The following is a 16,676-nucleotide window of genomic DNA, read 5'->3' as shown; positions in this document are numbered from 1 at the left end:
CATAGAGGAAACGCACACGATAAGACTGTTCCGAAAAGGTGGTTGATCACATTTTGAGAACATGTCGAGAGCTTGAAGGACTGACGATCTATACAGACGAGCTGTCTCATTCACTTGGGGCGATCAAAGATATTTGCTTTTTAGCCGGCGGCAGCTGCGGGGGATATGTTTTAGATGGGAAAAAGAAAGACTGTGCTTTCATTCCATTCTCAGCTGGCGACAAACTGACAGACAAAGGTCTATATGTGAGCTGCCAGAAGGGCATCGAGATAGATACCTCCGCCCCATCCTTCTTCTTTTCGAAATTAAAAAAGAAAATGATCCATACGCCAGATGGTGAAACATTAGGTGTTTTGGAAGATGTATACTTTTGTACAAATTCGGGCACAATCGTAGCATATGAACTCTCGGACGGCTTCTTTACAGAGCTATCAGGGATTCGAAAGCAGCTGCATGCTGCCGGAACCTTGATGGATGTTCAAAAGGAAGCACTTGTTCTAAACCGAACGTAAAGAGGTGCTGAGTATGCTCATTTGCCCAAATTGCAAATGTAAAGACATCGGAAAAATTGGGGTCAATCAATATTATTGCTGGGGCTGTTTTATTGAATTGACACTGTCAAAAGGCAAAATATCTACTCACCAAGTGGAGGAAGACGGTACACTAAGCAGTTTAGACGACCTGTTTAGTGACGATGAACGTTCAATTCAACTATAAGTGTTAAGGGGGAATTTCGAATGGGCAAAATGACTTCTTCACTATTAACGCTTGGTGCAGGTGCACTCGCATATCACTTTGCAAGTCGATATGATATGCCATCTAAGCGGGATATGAAAAAGATGAGAAAACGAGTTATGCGAATGCTTTAAACAAAAAGGGACATCCACCATGAGTGGATGTCCTTTTTTTATGCCTGCCTGTACTCTAATCTCCGTGCAAGTATAGACAAGCTGAAGTTCACAACAAAATACATCATGGCCGCCAAGAGGAAAATAGGAAGTAAATAAGATTGGCTTTGACCATTTAAAATCTGCGCGTGATGCAATAACTCTGGAAGGGCAATCACAACGGCAAGCGATGTATCTTTTAAAAGAGAAATAAATTGACTGACAATCGGCGGGACCATTCGGCGTAACGCCTGTGGCATGATAATCATTTTTAATGTTTGAATATAGGTTAAACCAGAGGATCTGGCCGCTTCGATTTGTCCTTTATCAATTGATTTTAATCCACTGCGAATGATTTCTGACAGCATGGCGGATTCAAACACGGTTAAAGCCGCAATGGCAGAGGCTGTAATGCTCAGCTTAATACCGATTTCAGGTAGGGCGAAATACGTAAAAAAGATGATCAGCAAAAGCGGCAGGTTCCGAACGGTTTCCACAATGACCGCAAGCACCTTTGATAAAATAGGGATTTGTGCGAACCTCAATGTGCCAACGACTAATCCGATGATAAAGCTTAAAATGATGGAGATAAAAGCCACTTTTAAGGTGACAGCAAATCCTTCAAGTAAAAAGGCGAGATGATCGGGCTGGTAGGCACCTATAAAATCCATTGTGTTTCCTCCTTTCTAGTGGCTTCGTGCTAATCTTTTTTCTAAATAACCAACGCCTAGACTAAGCGGAATGGTCAATAGAAGATAGAACATGGCAACAAAGATGTATACATCAAATGTCACAAACGTTCTCGAAGCGATAAGGTCTCCTTGGTACATCAGATCAAACCCTGCAATGACACCTAAAATAGACGAGTTTTTCACAAGGTTGATAAATTGATTCCCAAGTGGTGGAATGACAATTTTGATTGCCTGCGGCAGAATAATATATCGCATCGTTCCGCTATATGACAGACCAGAAGCTCTAGCTGCTTCCATTTGTCCAAGCGGTACAGCTTGTATACCTGCACGAATGGCTTCAGCGATAAAAGCAGACGTATAAATGGAGAGGGCAATGGTTCCTGCTGTAAAGCCATCTGCCACAATGCCAAGTACCGGTAAACCAAAAAAGAACACAAAGGTGATCAATAATAACGGAATATTGCGAATAAATTCCACGTAAGCCGTCCCTAACCAGTTGAGCGGCCTTAGTGGCGCAATTCTCATAATGGCAATGAGTGTACCGATGAAAAAGCTTCCAATCAACGCAATGACACTTGCACCAATCGTATATTTAAACCCTTCTAAATAAAGATGGAAGTTCTCAGTTAAAATGGAAAACCGCAGCAATCAGTTCACTTCCTTCCTAATCAACAGAGGAGCCGGCAAGCGGCTCTCCTGAGGGTGTTGAGATTGATCGAGTCAATTGATTATTCTTTGATCCATTTTTTATGAATCTTGTCATACTCTCCATTATCTTTTAATGCCTTTAACGCTTTATTAATGGCTTCTGTCAATTTTTCATCGCCTTTTTTCACAGCGATGCCATAAGGCTCATCGGTAAATGTTCCGCCAACGACTTCATAATTTGAATCTTCGTCTGCCATGCCAAATAAAATTGCATTATCAGTTGTCAGAACTTGCCCTTGATTTGATTTTAAGGCTGTAAAGGCTTCTTGGTAATTTTCAAATTCTAAAACGGATGCTTCTGGTGCTTTTTCGCGAATGTTTTGAGAAGAAGTGGACCCTTTCACTGCAAGCACCTTCGTACCTTTTTTAAGATCATCAATCGATTGAATGTCGCTGCCTTTTTTCACAAGCAGTGATTGTCCTGCTTCAAAGTAAACATCTGAGAAATTGACCTCTTTTTTACGCTCTTCTGTGATCGTCATTGTGGCAACAATGGCATGAATATCTCCTTTTTGCAGTAAAGGAATTCTTGTTTTAGATGTCACTTCTTTGAATTCTGCTTTTCCTTCATCACCGAGCATTTCTTTAGTGATCGCTTTTGCGATATCAATATCAAACCCTTCAATATCCCCGCTACTAGGATTTTTTAGACCGAATAAACGAGTATCGTTTTTCACACCGAAAACGATTTTTTTGTCTTTCTTAATGGCTTCTAATGAGCTGCCTTGTTTTGCATCGGTTGAGCCTTTCTCGGCAGATCCGCAAGCAGCGAGAGCGATCATACAGCAAGTCATCAACAGTAATAGGCCAAAGCGTTTCATTTTTTTCATCAAATTCATTCCCCCTAGTGATTTAAAATACGGCTTAAAAAGAGCTGAGCGCGTTTCTCGCGCGGTTTTTCATAAAAGGCAGCTGGTGTAGATTCTTCAAGAATTCTTCCTTCATCAATAAACACAATACGGTCTGCGACTTCACGGGCAAACCCCATCTCGTGCGTGACAACGACCATTGTCATCCCTTCCCTTGCCAGCTGTTTCATCACATCTAGCACCTCACCGATCATCTCTGGATCAAGAGCTGATGTTGGTTCATCGAAAAGCATGACCTCAGGTTTCATTGCAAGTCCCCTTGCGATTGCCACACGCTGCTGCTGTCCTCCTGAGAGTCTAGAAGGGTAGGTGTCTGCTTTTTCAGGAATGCCAACTTTATTTAAATAAAATTCAGCTGTTTCCTTTGCTTCTTCTTTGCTCACTTTTTTAACCTTCATCGGTGCAAGCATAATGTTTTCAAGCACCGTCTTATGCGGATAAAGATGGAAGTGCTGAAACACCATCCCGATATTTTGCCTGATGAGATTGATGTTGGTTTTCGGATGCTGAACAGACACTTGATTGACAAGGACTTTTCCTTCATCAATGCTTTCAAGACGATTGATACATCTGAGCATCGTGCTTTTTCCAGACCCTGAAGGACCGATGATCACAACAACCTCACCTTTTTGAATATGTAGGTTAATGTCCTTAAGTACATGGAACTGGCCGTAATGCTTGTTGACTTCTTCGAATGTGATCATGAAGAACCTCCTCTTCTAATGATTGAGCTAAAGCGGATTCTAGCATAAATGAGGCAAAAATAAGAAAATAATGGAATGTTTTCTAACGAGATTTTACAGCAAACAGTGACTTTGGATGGAGCCGTATGTTTCATGTGTATTCATTTTTAACAAAGTTAGGACAAATTTTATTTACATGGATAATTGCAGAAGTTGGTTAAACAATAAGAAGAGAGGTGAAAAAGGTGAAGAAACGTCCGATCGAGTTTCTAATATATGCTGCAGGTGTACTGCTTGTCCTTGCGTCTTTACTCATTTTGGTTCAGCTCGACGAGTTATGGATGCCTATTTTTTTATTGCTCAAAGCGGTTTTGATCCCGCTTCTTATCGCTATTTTTATTTCTTATCTTCTTTATCCCATTGTTGAAAGACTACATAAGCGAGGTTTGCCAAGGACGGTCAGTCTCTTATTGATATATGTGCTGTTTTTTGGCGGCATTGGTTTGGCTGTGTATAAAGGGGCACCGGTTTTAATCGCTCAGTTAAATGAATTGTCGGAGCAAATTCCCATGCTTGCCGAAACGTATAATGGTGCTTTATCACATGTTCATCGTCATACAAGCCACTGGCCTGATGGACTACATGAACGGCTGGATCGTTTTATTGTCCAATCTGAGACGTATGCCGCAAATGGGGCAGAGCGGATGATTCTTAGCTGTAAAGTACTGCTTGATTACGCCTTAGTTGCTGCACTTATTCCTTTTCTTGTCTTTTATATGGTGAAAGATATGAACACGATGAAGCGGGCAGCATGGTATTTAACCCCGCCAAGCTTCCGAAAAAGGGGACATGCCTTTGTGAAAGCAGTGGATGACTCACTTGGGGATTATATTAGAGGGCAATTGCTTGTCTGTTCTTTAATTGGAGGAGCTGCTGCCATTGTTCTTTGGCTGTTCCATATTCCATATCCGCTTGTACTAGGTATGTTAATCGGTGCAACGAATGTCATTCCGTATTTTGGCCCGATTATTGGAGCGATCCCAGCTGTCTTTATCGCTTTTACCATCTCAGTGAAGTCAGTGATCATTGTGCTAATTACAGTAGCCGTGCTTCAATTTTTAGAAAGCAATGTACTGAGTCCGATCATTGTCGGGAGAAGCCTGCATATGCATCCTGTCGTAATCATGCTGGTGTTACTCGCTGGAGGTGAGCTGTTTGGCTTGATTGGAATGATTTTAGCCGTGCCGTCCGCAGCCATTATGAGGGTCATTATTGTGCAATATATTCACATGAGACGAAGCGTTCATTGACAAGACGAGCCGAGTTGTCTATAATAATTTCGATTCATACATATTGAATTCAATGACGGACCCGAGTACGTTAAAAAGCTGTTGCAGAGAGAGGCTTTGTTTGCTGAGAAAAGCCTTATCAGACCTTTAACGGAAGCTAGTCCCGAGTGCAGATAAACACTGCCGCTCTCTTCCGGCGTTATCGGATGTGAAGGTGATAGACGCATATGTCTATAATCAGGGTGGTACCGCGAGAGCATCTCGTCCCTGTGTAAGTAGTTTTTTGCTTGCATAGGGCGGGATGTTTTTTCGTTTGTGTGAAGATTGAGGAATAAAAAAGGGAGGATTTATGATGAAAACTTTAACTTCAGCTCAAGTACGTCAAATGTTTTTAGATTTTTTTAAAGAAAAAGGACATGCTGTCGAACCGAGTGCGTCCCTCGTACCGCATGACGATCCAACACTTTTATGGATTAACAGCGGGGTGGCAACATTAAAGAAATACTTCGATGGCCGCGTCGTGCCTGAGAATCCACGTATTTGCAACGCACAAAAATCAATTCGTACAAATGACATTGAAAATGTAGGGAAAACAGCACGCCATCATACGTTTTTTGAAATGCTGGGCAACTTCTCTATTGGAGACTATTTCAAAGAAGAGGCAATCGAATGGGCTTGGGAATTCCTCACAAGTGACGAGTGGATTGGCTTTGATCCGAATCTGTTATCTGTAACGGTACATCCAGAGGATGAAGAAGCGTATGTTCTTTGGAGAGATAAAATTGGTGTCCCTGAGGAACGAATTATTCGTCTAGAGGGCAACTTCTGGGATATTGGCGAGGGGCCAAGTGGTCCGAATACAGAAATTTTCTATGATCGCGGCGAAGCATATGGCAACGACATGAACGACCCTGAATTATATCCAGGCGGAGAAAATGAACGTTATCTAGAAGTATGGAATCTTGTTTTTTCTGAATTTAACCATAATCCAGATGGTACATACACACCGCTTCCGAAGAAAAACATTGATACAGGAATGGGTCTTGAGCGTATGGTCTCTGTGATTCAAAACGTACCGACGAACTTTGATACAGACCTGTTCATGCCGATTATTCGTGCAGTAGAAACGATTTCTGGAGAAAGCTATGGGGAGTCAAAAGAAAAAGACACAGCATTTAAAGTCATTGCTGACCATATTCGTACTGTTGCCTTTGCCGTCAGTGACGGAGCACTTCCTTCTAATGAAGGCCGAGGTTATGTGTTAAGACGTTTGCTGCGCCGTGCTGTGCGTTATGCAAAAACGATCCATATCCACCGTCCATTTATGTATGACCTAGTTCCAGTTGTTGCGGAGATCATGAAGGATTTCTATCCAGATGTTCAAGCAAAAGAAGAATTTATTGCAAAAGTGATCAAAAATGAAGAAGAGCGTTTCCATGAGACACTGAATGAAGGGTTAGCCATTTTATCAGAAGTGATCAAAAAAGAACGTGACAATGGCAACTCACAAATTTCCGGTAAAGATGTGTTTAAGCTTTATGACACATATGGATTCCCGGTCGAACTTACAGAAGAATATGCAGAAGATGAGAACATGACAGTCGATCGTGAAGGCTTCCAGCTAGAAATGGAGAAGCAGCGTGAACGTGCAAGAAATGCCAGACAAGATGTAGGTAGTATGCAGGTTCAAGGCGGGGCTTTAGGCGATATTAAAGCAGAAAGTACGTTTGTGGGCTATGAAAATTTAACTGCAGATGCTCGTATTATCGAATTGCTTCAAAACGGTGAAATTGTCACAGAAGCTCACGAAGGGGAAACGGTGCAAATTTTATTAGATGAAACACCTTTCTATGCGGAAAGCGGCGGACAAGTGGCGGATAAAGGAACGTTAAAAAGTGCCGAAGCGATCATTGATATCAAAGATGTGAAAAAGGCGCCAAACGGCCAGCATGTCCACGAAGGAGTCGTCGTAAGTGGTACGGTTCAAAAAGGCATTGAAGTCACTGCGGAAGTCGAATCAGCGCTTCGAAAAGGCATTGTGAAAAATCACACAGCGACACATCTTTTGCACCAAGCGCTAAAAGATGTATTGGGCAGCCACGTTAACCAAGCGGGTTCACTTGTGAATGAAAACAGACTTCGCTTTGACTTTTCTCACTTTGGACAAGTAACAAAAGAAGAATTGTCACAAATTGAAAAAATCGTCAACGAAAAGATTTGGGAAGGCATTTCGGTTGCCATTGACCTGAAACCAATTGCTGAAGCAAAAGAAATGGGTGCAATGGCGCTGTTTGGCGAGAAGTATGGCGATATTGTCCGTGTGGTACAAGTGGGTGATTACAGCATCGAGTTATGCGGAGGCTGTCACGTTCAAAACACTGCGGAGATCGGATTGTTTAAAATTGCATCTGAATCGGGTATTGGTGCTGGAACACGCCGTATTGAGGCTGTAACAGGTAAAGGTGCTTATGAAGAATTAAATGATCAGCTTGCGATTTTAGAAAAGGCAGCTAATGAACTGAAATCAAATACAAAAGATGTGCCAAAACGCATCGCTTCCTTGCAGGCTGATTTAAAAGAAGTTCAAAGAGAAAACGAATCACTTCTTGCGAAATTAAGTCAAGCAGAAGCTGGCTCTATTTTAGAAAAAGTCATCGAAGTTGGCGGAGTGAACGTGTTAACTGAAAAAGTAAACGCCAAAGATATGAACCATTTAAGAACGATGGTTGATGACTTAAAAGCGAAATTAGGTTCAGCTGTCATCGTACTTGGTGCCGTTCAAAATGGAAAAGTCAACATTTCAGCTGGTGTGACAAAAGACGTCATTGAAAAAGGTCTTCATGCAGGAAAACTTGTGAAGCAGGCAGCTGAAATTTGCGGCGGAGGCGGAGGCGGACGCCCAGATATGGCACAAGCAGGCGGGAAACAGCCAGAAAAGCTTGAAGAAGCACTGGCAACTGTCGAAGAATCTGTCAAATCCGTTTTATAATCAGTCAATGTAGTGTAGAATAATGGTATTAGATGAGCGGTTAGAAAAAAGCTTGCTAGTAGAATGTTGGAAGAGAGGTGCAAGAAGCAGTGAGTTCATTTGATAAGACAATGAAGTTTAACTTCTCTGATGATTCAGCTGAAACCAATGTGAATGAAGTGCTCATAACAGTTTATGACGCACTCCAAGAAAAAGGATACAACCCGATCAATCAAATTGTCGGATACTTGCTGTCAGGCGACCCTGCTTATATTCCAAGACATCAGGATGCACGCAACCTAATTCGTAAACTAGAACGAGACGAATTAATTGAGGAATTGGTTAAATCGTACTTAGAGACACATAAAGAGGCGTAAAACATGAGAATTTTAGGCTTAGATTTAGGCACGAAAACCCTTGGTGTGGCAATCAGTGATGAAATGGGATGGACAGCTCAAGGGATTGAAACCATTAAAATTGATGAAGCAGGCGGAGACTTTGGTCTCAGCCGCCTGTCTGAGATCGTCTCGCAATATGGAACGGATAAAATTGTACTTGGTTTTCCAAAAAATATGAACGGTACGGTCGGTCCAAGAGGCGAGGCCAGCCAATCATTTGCGAAAGTGTTAGAAAACACGTACAATGTTCCTGTTGTGCTTTGGGACGAGCGTCTGTCAACGATGGCAGCAGAAAAAATGCTCATCTCTGCAGATGTGAGCAGACAAAAGCGTAAAAAAGTCATTGATAAAATGGCGGCTGTTATGATCCTTCAAGGGTACTTAGACAGCTTAAATTAAAATGAGGTGAATCAAATGGAACACGGAGAAAAGCAAATTACAATCGTTGATGATAATGGAAATGAGCAGCTTTGCGAAGTACTATTTACTTTTGAAAGCGACCATTTTAACAAATCATATGTTCTTTACTACCCAATTTCTGAACAAGATAACGAAGAAATTGAAATTCATGCATCAAGCTTCACACCAAACGAAGACGGTGAAGATGGCGAATTAGAGCCAATTGAAACGGATGAAGAGTGGGACATGATTGAAGAAACGTTAAATACGTTCTTAGATCAAGAAGACGAAGAAGAATAGAACGAATAAAAGGCCTGTGAAGCAGATGAGAGTTATCTGCATGATCACAGGCCTTTTATTATTTATGGAAGCTTTGAAGTGATGGTTAACTTTTGATTATTTCGTTGTGCATTTTGAAAGTTAAGTAAATAAAGACCATGATCAAATGTTAAATGAAAATGATTTTCTTTCTTTAGGGAACCAATTTTTTTGATGGAATCGTTCTTCTCTTTAAGTATCGTGTAACCACTCTTTTTAGGTTCATCTGTTTCGACGAAAAATCGATTATGATCATCAATCACGATTGATCCGATACCCGAGTCAGTGTTCTTAATTAGTTTAGATTGTTTTGTGTTTATGTCATAAAAGATTAATTGGCTTTTATTGATTGTTCCTTCCGAGTCAGTAAAAGCCTTCTCGTAAACAAATTGATGGTCGTTAATAAGTTGACCATTATTGATTAAACTTTGATTCAATGGAATTTTTTTAAGTGACTCAGTAGTAAGATTGTAAATGTATGCTTGCTGCTTTCCATTGTCTTTATTAAAAAAGAGAAGCTTATCATTGTGAACAGAGAGATGGGCGTTATTCATTGAGTCTAGTTTAAAGAGCTTTTTTGTCTGCTTTTTTTTGAGATCTTTCATATAAATATGAGTAGCATCCTTTTCTTCATCGTGAGATATCCACACTGCACGATGACCTGTTAATTCAAGAGTGTCACTTAATGTCTCCGAAGTGTTATTCATTTTAATCGACTCTATCTCTTGTGTGCTCAAATTCATGACGTAATAATTCATCTGTCCGCCTAATTCATCACTGTCAATCCAAACGACCCAGTCTTTATTAGCTTTTAAACCATGAATGGAAGAACGCTCGAAAGTTGTTGTAAATAGTATGTTGCTTTTCAGTGTCTTTCTATTAAATTCAACTACTTTATTTGCCATCTTTGAAGGACTATGGTCATCTACACTTAAAAATAAATGATCTCCAACGGCTGAAACAGAGTTTGTCACAAGATAGTTGAGCATAGTTGTATGACCAAATTCTTTGTCCTCAATTTTAAACTCTATTTTATGATCTTCTGAAACGGTCTTTTTTTGACTACACCCGCCTAGATATAAAAGAGTTACTGAACCAATTAGTATCATTAAAATATAAAAGATTTTACGCAAAATGTGTTTCCTCCAGTATGTACTTTCACTAAGATATAGGTATTAATGAAATATATCCTTATCAAGAAAATAATAGCATTTAGTTAAACAGGAAATAAATAGATCTACAGTTAATTTAAGTTTAATTTAAAGACATGATGTTAACGCCGACATTCAACTTCATTCTTTTTTACATCCATTATGTCAACTTTAAATTATTTTAAGTTGACATAATGGACTGTACCTTTTACTCTATTTTTAACAATGAATCGAGTGAGGGGTATGAAAATTGAAAATTCACGATATGATGCAAATGGCATTCATGACAGCAGTTATTGGGATGTTAGGATTGATTCCGCCTATTTTTCTTGCGTTTACACCTGTACCAATCACCTTACAAACCGCAGGTCTTTTGCTTGCTGGAGGGCTGTTAAAACCAAAGCAAGCCCTGATTAGTTTACTTCTGTTTCTTCTAATAGTGGCAGCAGGCGCACCTCTTTTATCTGGAGGGAGAGGCGGAATAGGGGTCTTTTTTGGGCCAAGCGGTGGTTTTTTACTTGCTTATCCAGTGGCTGCCTTTATGATCAGTCTGTGGCTGAACCGGCTGAAGAAAGTGACGGCCTTACGACTATTTTTAATCTATGCGGTATGCAGTATCGGGATATTATATATAGGCGGAATTCCCTTTCAAGCCATGATGATGCATATAAAGATCACGCAAGCAGCTCTGTTCAGCGTCATTTATTTACCGGGTGATCTGATCAAAGCAGGGATATGTGCCGTCTTCACGGTGAAAATCATTCAAGCGATGTCATATCGAAAAAGGGACTTACATAGAGGGAGGCGAGCAGTTTGATGAGAATAACGGAAAACTATGCAGCTCATGCAAAAGTGAAGCCAGATCAGATGGCGATCAGAGATGAAAAAGAGAAGATCACTTATGAAGAATGGCATGAGCGTGTGCAGTCATCTGCACAATGGTTAAAAGAAACGCCTCATCAGCAAAAAAGAGTCGCTTTTTTAGTATCAAATGGTGTTCCGTTTCTCCAACTATTTGCTGGTGCAGCTTCTGCAGGATGGACAGCGGTGCCTCTTGATCCGCGGTGGAGTGATAAGGAATGCGCGGAAAAGCTCTTATTAAGCGAGGCAGACCTTGTCATTGTGGAAGATCGATATATCAAAAGAATTGAAAAGTACAAGCTGGATATGCCAGTGCTCTCTTTATCTGAATGGAAAGAAAGAATCAGCCTCAGCATAAGAGTTCAATCGAACAAAAGTGATACGGAGGAAGATCCTGCTTTTTATATGGGATTTACTTCAGGATCAACGGGATCGCCCAAAGCCTTTATAAGACGCCAGCAGTCATGGATCCAGAGCTTTCAAATGACAACATCCGTCTTTGGGATCACACATAAAGATCATGTACTGATTCTGGGCACACTTTTATCCTCTCATTTTTTATACGGTGCGATCAGCACACTTTATTTCGGGGGCACCGTGACATTGTTAGAAAAATTTGTGCCAGAGAAAGCAAAGAACATCTTAGAAAGAGGAGACATCACGGTTATTTATACGGTTCCGACCATGACAGAAGCGTTACTGCAAATGGATGCTTTCGGAAAGAATCCGCTTCTTGTCCTGTCTTCTGGTGCAGATTGGGGAAACTCTTCAAAAAAACAGCTCGTCAACCGCTATCCTCACATCACATTTTTTGATTTTTATGGAACATCAGAATTGAGTTTTGTCTCCTATTTATCTTCAGATGATTTTTTGCAAAAGCCTACTTCTGTCGGAAAGCCTTTTCCTTCTATTCAGGTTGAAGTCAGGAGGGCAGATCAAACCGTTTGCAAGCCAAATGAAATAGGGAGAATTTATGTGAAAAGCCCAATGTCTTTTTCAGGCTATTTACAAGATGAAAAACCGCCCGAAGAGTGGCTGACCGTATATGACATGGGGTGGCTCGACGAAGATGGTTACTTGTATATGAGCGGCCGCGAGAATGGCATGATTGTCTATGGGGGACTGAATATTTTTCCAGAGGAAATTGAGCGTGTGCTGAATGAACAGCCAGAGGTGAATCGGTCAATCGTGATTGGACTTCCTGATCCTTATTGGGGCGAAATCCCTGTTGCCATTATTGAGAATGTACAGCAAACAAAAATCATTCGGCAAGCTGTAAAAGAAACATTAGCGGCATACAAAGTACCAAAAAAATGGCTCGTCACGGACAAAATGATCGAAACATCAGGAGGGAAAATCGCTCGTGCCAGTATGAAAAAGTGGGCGGAGGAACAATTATCATGCAAGCCGTGATCGTACAAGCGAAGCGGACGCCCTTCGGTGAGAAAAATGGAATGTTGAAGGATTACCGGCCAGAGCATCTAGCCGCGCCCTTGATCCAGCATTTTTCAAACGTGACCAAGCCAGATGACATCATTTTAGGCAATGTCGTCGGGGGTGGTGGCAACATTGCCCGTCTGTCCTCGTTAGAAGCAGGGCTTTCATTACATACTCCGGGTATGACCATTGATAGGCAGTGTGCTTCCGGTCTTGAAGCCATTAGAACAGCGTGCATCATGATTCAGTCGGGGGAGGGATCAATGTATATCGCTGGTGGAACGGAAAGCATTTCTCGGTCACCAATGAAAGAAAGGGCCCGCTTTTCTCCAGAGTGGATAGGGGACCCTCATATGGGGGAAGCGGCAGAGCTGACGGCGTCGAGATTTTCAGTTGCGAGACAAGAGCAAGATGACTATGCACTTTTAAGCTGGGAACGAAGTATAACCGCATTCAAGCAAGGAACGTATTCAGAAGAAATTGTTCCGATTGGCGGGATGAGTACAGATGAAGCGGCAGCTAAAATAAGACCGATTGCAAGCTTGATAAAGCGGGCAAAACCTGTCTTTTTACCAGGCAAAGGTACTGTGACTGTGACCAATAGCTGTAAAGAAGCAGATGGTGCAGCTGCCGTCGTTGTGATGGAAAGAGCGGAAGCGGAGGCAAAAGGCTTCAGCCCTATGCTGCGGTATATCGGGAGTGCCGTGACCGCTATGGACCCGCATTATCCTGCTGCTTCACCAATTGATGCAATCAAGAAACTTTTACATAAAGAACAGGTGAAGATAGAAGATGTTGCACTTTTTGAAATCAATGAAGCGTTTGCGCTCAAAGTAGTACTCATTGCCCGGACACTAGGTATTCCTTATGACCGTATCAATAAAAGAGGCGGTGCGCTTTGTCTTGGTCATCCATATAGCGCCTCGGGAGCTGCTATGATGGTGAGACTGTTTTACGAAGCCCGCGCCTTACCGAATGGAAGTTATGTCATGGCTGCAATTGGCAGTGGAGGCGGTGTCGGTTTAGCCACACTATGGCAAGTTCTGTCATGACATGCATGAGCAAGTAATTGCCGAACTCCGTCGAATCATGTACTATAAAAGCTAGATGTGAGGAGGGCCATGCATGTTTTCAGAACAAAAGAAACGACCATTTTTTAAACGAAAAATGGGGATCGTCCTGTTATCTGTACTTGCTGTGATCATCATTGCAGCATTATCAGGTTTTTTATATGTAAAATCAGCACTCGGGCCGGTCGATCAAAAAAGCAAACAAACCATTAATATTCATATTCCAAATGGGACATCTGTCAGTGGAATTGCGAGCATTTTAAAAGAAAATGAGCTGATTTCAAATGACACGATTTTCACTTACTATGCAAAGTACAAAAAAGCGTCAGGCTTTAAAGCGGGCTATTTTCATCTCAAACAAACAATGGATGCGGATCAGCTAATTCAAAAGCTGACATCTGGCGGGACAGACTACGCATTTCAGCTTGTGATACCTGAAGGGAAACAGTTGTCTGATATTGCAACTATTATCGCAAACCAGACGAATTTTTCAGCGAAGGAAGTTGAAGCGAAGCTGGATGATCCAGCCTTTATTAAAAAATTGATGAAAAAATACCCGAAAACGGTGACATCACAAGTGAACGGGAAACAGGTCAAGCATCCGTTAGAGGGATATTTATTCCCAGCGACGTATCCGTTTTATCGTGAGGATGAATCACTTGAAACCATCATTGACACGATGATTAAACAAACAGATCAATATGTGAAAACGTATGAAAAGGACATGAAAAAGAGAAAGATGTCTATCCATGATGTCCTAACGATGGCATCCCTGATAGAAATGGAAGCAACCGAAAAAACAGACCGGTCAAAAATCTCAAGTGTGTTTTATAACCGGTTGAAAAAGGACATGCCGCTTCAAACAGATCCAACCGTTCTTTATGCGCTTGGCGAGCATAAGTCCCGTGTTTATTACAAAGATTTAAAAGTGAAATCACCTTATAATACGTATACAAACAAAGGGCTGCCGCCTGGACCTATTGCCAATGCTGGAGAATCTTCTTGGAAAGCAGCACTCCATCCAGAGAAAACAGATTTTGTTTACTTCCTAGCAAAGAAAAATGGGGAAGTCGTCTTTACGAAAACGTTAAATGAGCACAACAAAGCAAAAGCGAAATACATCACAGGCAGCAACTAGCGCTCATGTGAAAGGAAAAAGACTGTAGACAATGGTGAAATTGCCTGCAGTTTTTTTCGTTGTTATATCCATTTTATAGGTTCGCAATTACCACATCTTTGTGGTAAAATATATCGGGTTGTTTTTACTTAGATGAACGAAAGATTGACGAGAAAGAGAGCTGCAGCAGGCAGGACTCTTCTTTTTCAGGTCATGAAGGAGCTAGACATATAATGACAATCGAAGATGATCAAATAAATGATTATATTGAAGATTTAATTGAGCCGAGTCCTGATGCCATCGCTCAATTAGAGGAGTATGCCAAAGAGCATCATGTGCCAATCATGGAAAAGGTGAGCATTGAACTGTTATTGCAGCTGCTTTCTTTGAAAAAACCGAAGAAGATTCTTGAGGTTGGGACAGCGATTGGCTATTCAGCGATTCGAATGGCAGAAGCTCTGCCAGATGCTGAAATCTATACGATTGAGCGAAATGCGAAACGTTATGAGGAAGCGACACGGAATATTGAAGAATTGCATTTCAAAGATAGAATTCACGTGTTTTTTGGCGATGCGATCGAATCAGCTAAAACGGTTCAGACGATGGCGCCCTATGATGTGATCTTCATTGATGCGGCAAAAGGTCAGTATCAACGCTTTTTTGAGCTGTTTGAACCGATGCTGTCCGATGACGGAATGATTATTACAGACAACGTATTATTTAAAGGCTTAGTTGCGACAAATTATGAAGAAGAAATTGAAGATAAACGAAAAAAACAATTAATAGGCAAAATTGATCGATACAATCAATGGCTGATGTCAAATCCTGACTACCAAACGTGTATCATTCCGGTTGGAGATGGGATCGCTATTAGTACAAAAAGAGGTGACCAATCATGAAAAAACCAGAATTGCTTGTGACGCCAAGCAAGGTGTCGGATGTACTGCCGCTCATTGAAGCGGGTGCTGACGCATTTTTAATAGGTGAACAAACATATGGAATCCGTCTTGCAGGTGAGTTTTCAAAAGAAGATGTGAAACAAACGGTTCAACTTGCACATGCACATCACAAAAAAGTATATGTCGCCATGAATGCGATTTTTCATAATGACCGTGTGGCACTGCTTGGAGATTATTTAACCTTTCTCGATGGGTTAAACGTGGATGGTGTCGTTTTTGGAGATCCGGCCGTGATCATGGCCGCAAAAGAAACAGGTGTCAACTTGAATCTGCACTGGAGTACAGAAACAACTGGGACAAACTATTACACTTGTAACTACTGGGGCAGAAAAGGCGCAACACGTGCTGTTCTTGCCAAAGAACTCAATATGGATAGCGTGATTGATATCAAAGAAAACGCCGAAGTGGAGATTGAAATTCAAGTCCACGGCATGACCTGTATGTTCCAATCCAAACGGACACTTGTTGGCAACTATTTTGAATATCAAGGCAAACAAATGGATGTGGAAGGCAGAAATATGGAAGAAGGTCTATTCCTTCACGACCAGGAGCGTCAAAACAAATATCCTATTTTTGAGGATGAAAATGGCACACACATTATGAGTCCAAATGATGTATGTATGATTGATGAATTAGAAGAATTTGTCGACGCAGGCATTGACTCATTTAAAATTGACGGAATTTTAAAGTCACTTTCTTATATGACAGAGGTGACATCCCTCTATCGAAAAGCCATTGATTTACTAGTGACTGATAAGGAAGCCTATGAAGATCAGAAAGATGAATGGGTGGAGCGTATTGAAGAGATCCAGCCTGTCAACCGTTCAATCGATACAGGGTTCTTCTTTAAAGAAACGGTTTATTAAGATA

At 41.2% G+C, this 16,676-nt stretch carries 19 protein-coding genes and 1 other annotated feature; of the genes, 14 read left to right on the top strand and 5 right to left on the bottom strand.

The genetic code is table 11. From position 1 onward, the window contains the following. Window positions 1-53 precede the first annotated feature (53 nt). The 3 genes from NSQ52_RS12485 to NSQ52_RS12475 are packed head-to-tail and all read left to right on the top strand — an operon-like array spanning window position 54 to window position 869. Window positions 54-512 (top strand): PRC-barrel domain-containing protein, encoded by a 459-nt coding sequence (locus NSQ52_RS12485; RefSeq protein ID WP_039167084.1) that lies wholly within the window; start codon window positions 54-56, stop codon window positions 510-512. Between the two features lie 13 nt (window positions 513-525). Continuing rightward, window positions 526-717, top strand: a complete 192-nt coding sequence (locus NSQ52_RS12480; protein ID WP_003216308.1) for a hypothetical protein — start codon at window positions 526-528, stop codon at window positions 715-717. A 20-nt stretch (window positions 718-737) separates the two neighbouring features. Next, window positions 738-869 carry a YrzQ family protein gene (locus tag NSQ52_RS12475; RefSeq protein ID WP_008342695.1) on the top strand — a complete coding sequence of 44 codons (132 nt, stop codon included), beginning with the start codon at window positions 738-740 and terminating at the stop codon, window positions 867-869. 38 nt (window positions 870-907) lie between these two features. Here NSQ52_RS12475 and NSQ52_RS12470 read toward each other — a convergent pair whose 3' ends face one another. From NSQ52_RS12470 to NSQ52_RS12455, 4 genes are all read right to left on the bottom strand, one after another. Beyond that, entirely contained in the window at window positions 908-1,558 is a 651-nt protein-coding gene (locus NSQ52_RS12470; RefSeq protein ID WP_008342693.1) for an amino acid ABC transporter permease, read from the bottom strand. Between the two features lie 15 nt (window positions 1,559-1,573). Next, window positions 1,574-2,227, bottom strand: coding sequence for an amino acid ABC transporter permease (locus NSQ52_RS12465; RefSeq protein ID WP_268363284.1), 654 nt, complete (start codon window positions 2,225-2,227; stop codon window positions 1,574-1,576). A gap of 80 nt (window positions 2,228-2,307) precedes the next feature. Next, window positions 2,308-3,117, bottom strand: a complete 810-nt coding sequence (locus NSQ52_RS12460) for a transporter substrate-binding domain-containing protein (RefSeq protein WP_041506818.1) — start codon at window positions 3,115-3,117, stop codon at window positions 2,308-2,310. A gap of 14 nt (window positions 3,118-3,131) precedes the next feature. Next, window positions 3,132-3,860: an amino acid ABC transporter ATP-binding protein gene (locus NSQ52_RS12455; RefSeq protein WP_007501456.1), complete on the bottom strand. Its 729-nt coding sequence runs from the start codon at window positions 3,858-3,860 to the stop codon at window positions 3,132-3,134. Between the two features lie 224 nt (window positions 3,861-4,084). On the opposite strand from NSQ52_RS12455, the gene NSQ52_RS12450 reads away from it, so the two are divergent. The 5 genes from NSQ52_RS12450 (at window position 4,085) to NSQ52_RS12430 (ending at window position 9,193) form a co-directional block, all read left to right on the top strand. Next, window positions 4,085-5,149: an AI-2E family transporter gene (locus NSQ52_RS12450; RefSeq protein WP_017358104.1), complete on the top strand. Its 1,065-nt coding sequence runs from the start codon at window positions 4,085-4,087 to the stop codon at window positions 5,147-5,149. 43 nt (window positions 5,150-5,192) lie between these two features. Further along, window positions 5,193-5,400, top strand: a binding site (T-box leader). Window positions 5,401-5,480: 80 nt separating this feature from the next. Continuing rightward, window positions 5,481-8,117, top strand: coding sequence for an alanine--tRNA ligase (alaS, locus tag NSQ52_RS12445; protein ID WP_342473385.1), 2,637 nt, complete (start codon window positions 5,481-5,483; stop codon window positions 8,115-8,117). 89 nt (window positions 8,118-8,206) lie between these two features. After that, window positions 8,207-8,473, top strand: a complete 267-nt coding sequence (locus tag NSQ52_RS12440) for an IreB family regulatory phosphoprotein (protein WP_024718370.1) — start codon at window positions 8,207-8,209, stop codon at window positions 8,471-8,473. Window positions 8,474-8,476: 3 nt separating this feature from the next. After that, window positions 8,477-8,893: a Holliday junction resolvase RuvX gene (ruvX, locus tag NSQ52_RS12435; protein WP_003216519.1), complete on the top strand. Its 417-nt coding sequence runs from the start codon at window positions 8,477-8,479 to the stop codon at window positions 8,891-8,893. Window positions 8,894-8,908: 15 nt separating this feature from the next. Beyond that, window positions 8,909-9,193 (top strand): DUF1292 domain-containing protein, encoded by a 285-nt coding sequence (locus NSQ52_RS12430; RefSeq protein WP_017358102.1) that lies wholly within the window; start codon window positions 8,909-8,911, stop codon window positions 9,191-9,193. Between the two features lie 62 nt (window positions 9,194-9,255). Here NSQ52_RS12430 and NSQ52_RS12425 read toward each other — a convergent pair whose 3' ends face one another. Beyond that, a complete protein-coding gene (locus NSQ52_RS12425) occupies window positions 9,256-10,344 on the bottom strand; it encodes a hypothetical protein (RefSeq protein ID WP_342473384.1) in 1,089 nt (362 codons plus the stop codon). Between the two features lie 268 nt (window positions 10,345-10,612). Between NSQ52_RS12425 and NSQ52_RS12420 the strand changes: the two genes are divergently transcribed. The 6 genes from NSQ52_RS12420 (at window position 10,613) to NSQ52_RS12395 (ending at window position 16,672) form a co-directional block, all read left to right on the top strand. Further along, window positions 10,613-11,179 carry a biotin transporter BioY gene (locus tag NSQ52_RS12420; protein WP_024718368.1) on the top strand — a complete coding sequence of 189 codons (567 nt, stop codon included), beginning with the start codon at window positions 10,613-10,615 and terminating at the stop codon, window positions 11,177-11,179. Further along, window positions 11,179-12,636: an acyl-CoA synthetase gene (locus tag NSQ52_RS12415; RefSeq protein ID WP_342473382.1), complete on the top strand. Its 1,458-nt coding sequence runs from the start codon at window positions 11,179-11,181 to the stop codon at window positions 12,634-12,636. Before NSQ52_RS12420 ends, NSQ52_RS12415 begins: the two co-directional genes overlap by 1 nt. After that, window positions 12,624-13,712 (top strand): acetyl-CoA C-acyltransferase, encoded by a 1,089-nt coding sequence (locus NSQ52_RS12410; protein ID WP_304717057.1) that lies wholly within the window; start codon window positions 12,624-12,626, stop codon window positions 13,710-13,712. Before NSQ52_RS12415 ends, NSQ52_RS12410 begins: the two co-directional genes overlap by 13 nt. A gap of 73 nt (window positions 13,713-13,785) precedes the next feature. After that, window positions 13,786-14,868: an endolytic transglycosylase MltG gene (gene mltG / locus NSQ52_RS12405; protein WP_024718365.1), complete on the top strand. Its 1,083-nt coding sequence runs from the start codon at window positions 13,786-13,788 to the stop codon at window positions 14,866-14,868. 212 nt (window positions 14,869-15,080) lie between these two features. Beyond that, complete coding sequence (locus tag NSQ52_RS12400) at window positions 15,081-15,746, top strand: O-methyltransferase (RefSeq protein ID WP_008342672.1); 666 nt, start codon at window positions 15,081-15,083, stop codon at window positions 15,744-15,746. Further along, window positions 15,743-16,672 carry a peptidase U32 family protein gene (locus NSQ52_RS12395; protein WP_342473379.1) on the top strand — a complete coding sequence of 310 codons (930 nt, stop codon included), beginning with the start codon at window positions 15,743-15,745 and terminating at the stop codon, window positions 16,670-16,672. Before NSQ52_RS12400 ends, NSQ52_RS12395 begins: the two co-directional genes overlap by 4 nt. Window positions 16,673-16,676 lie beyond the last annotated feature (4 nt).

Source organism: Bacillus sp. FSL W8-1141, from assembly GCF_038593205.1.
Lineage (GTDB): Bacteria > Bacillota > Bacilli > Bacillales > Bacillaceae > Bacillus > Bacillus altitudinis.
Note: the sequence above shows the minus strand (reverse complement) of the source record. Positions and strands in the feature narration are given on the sequence as shown.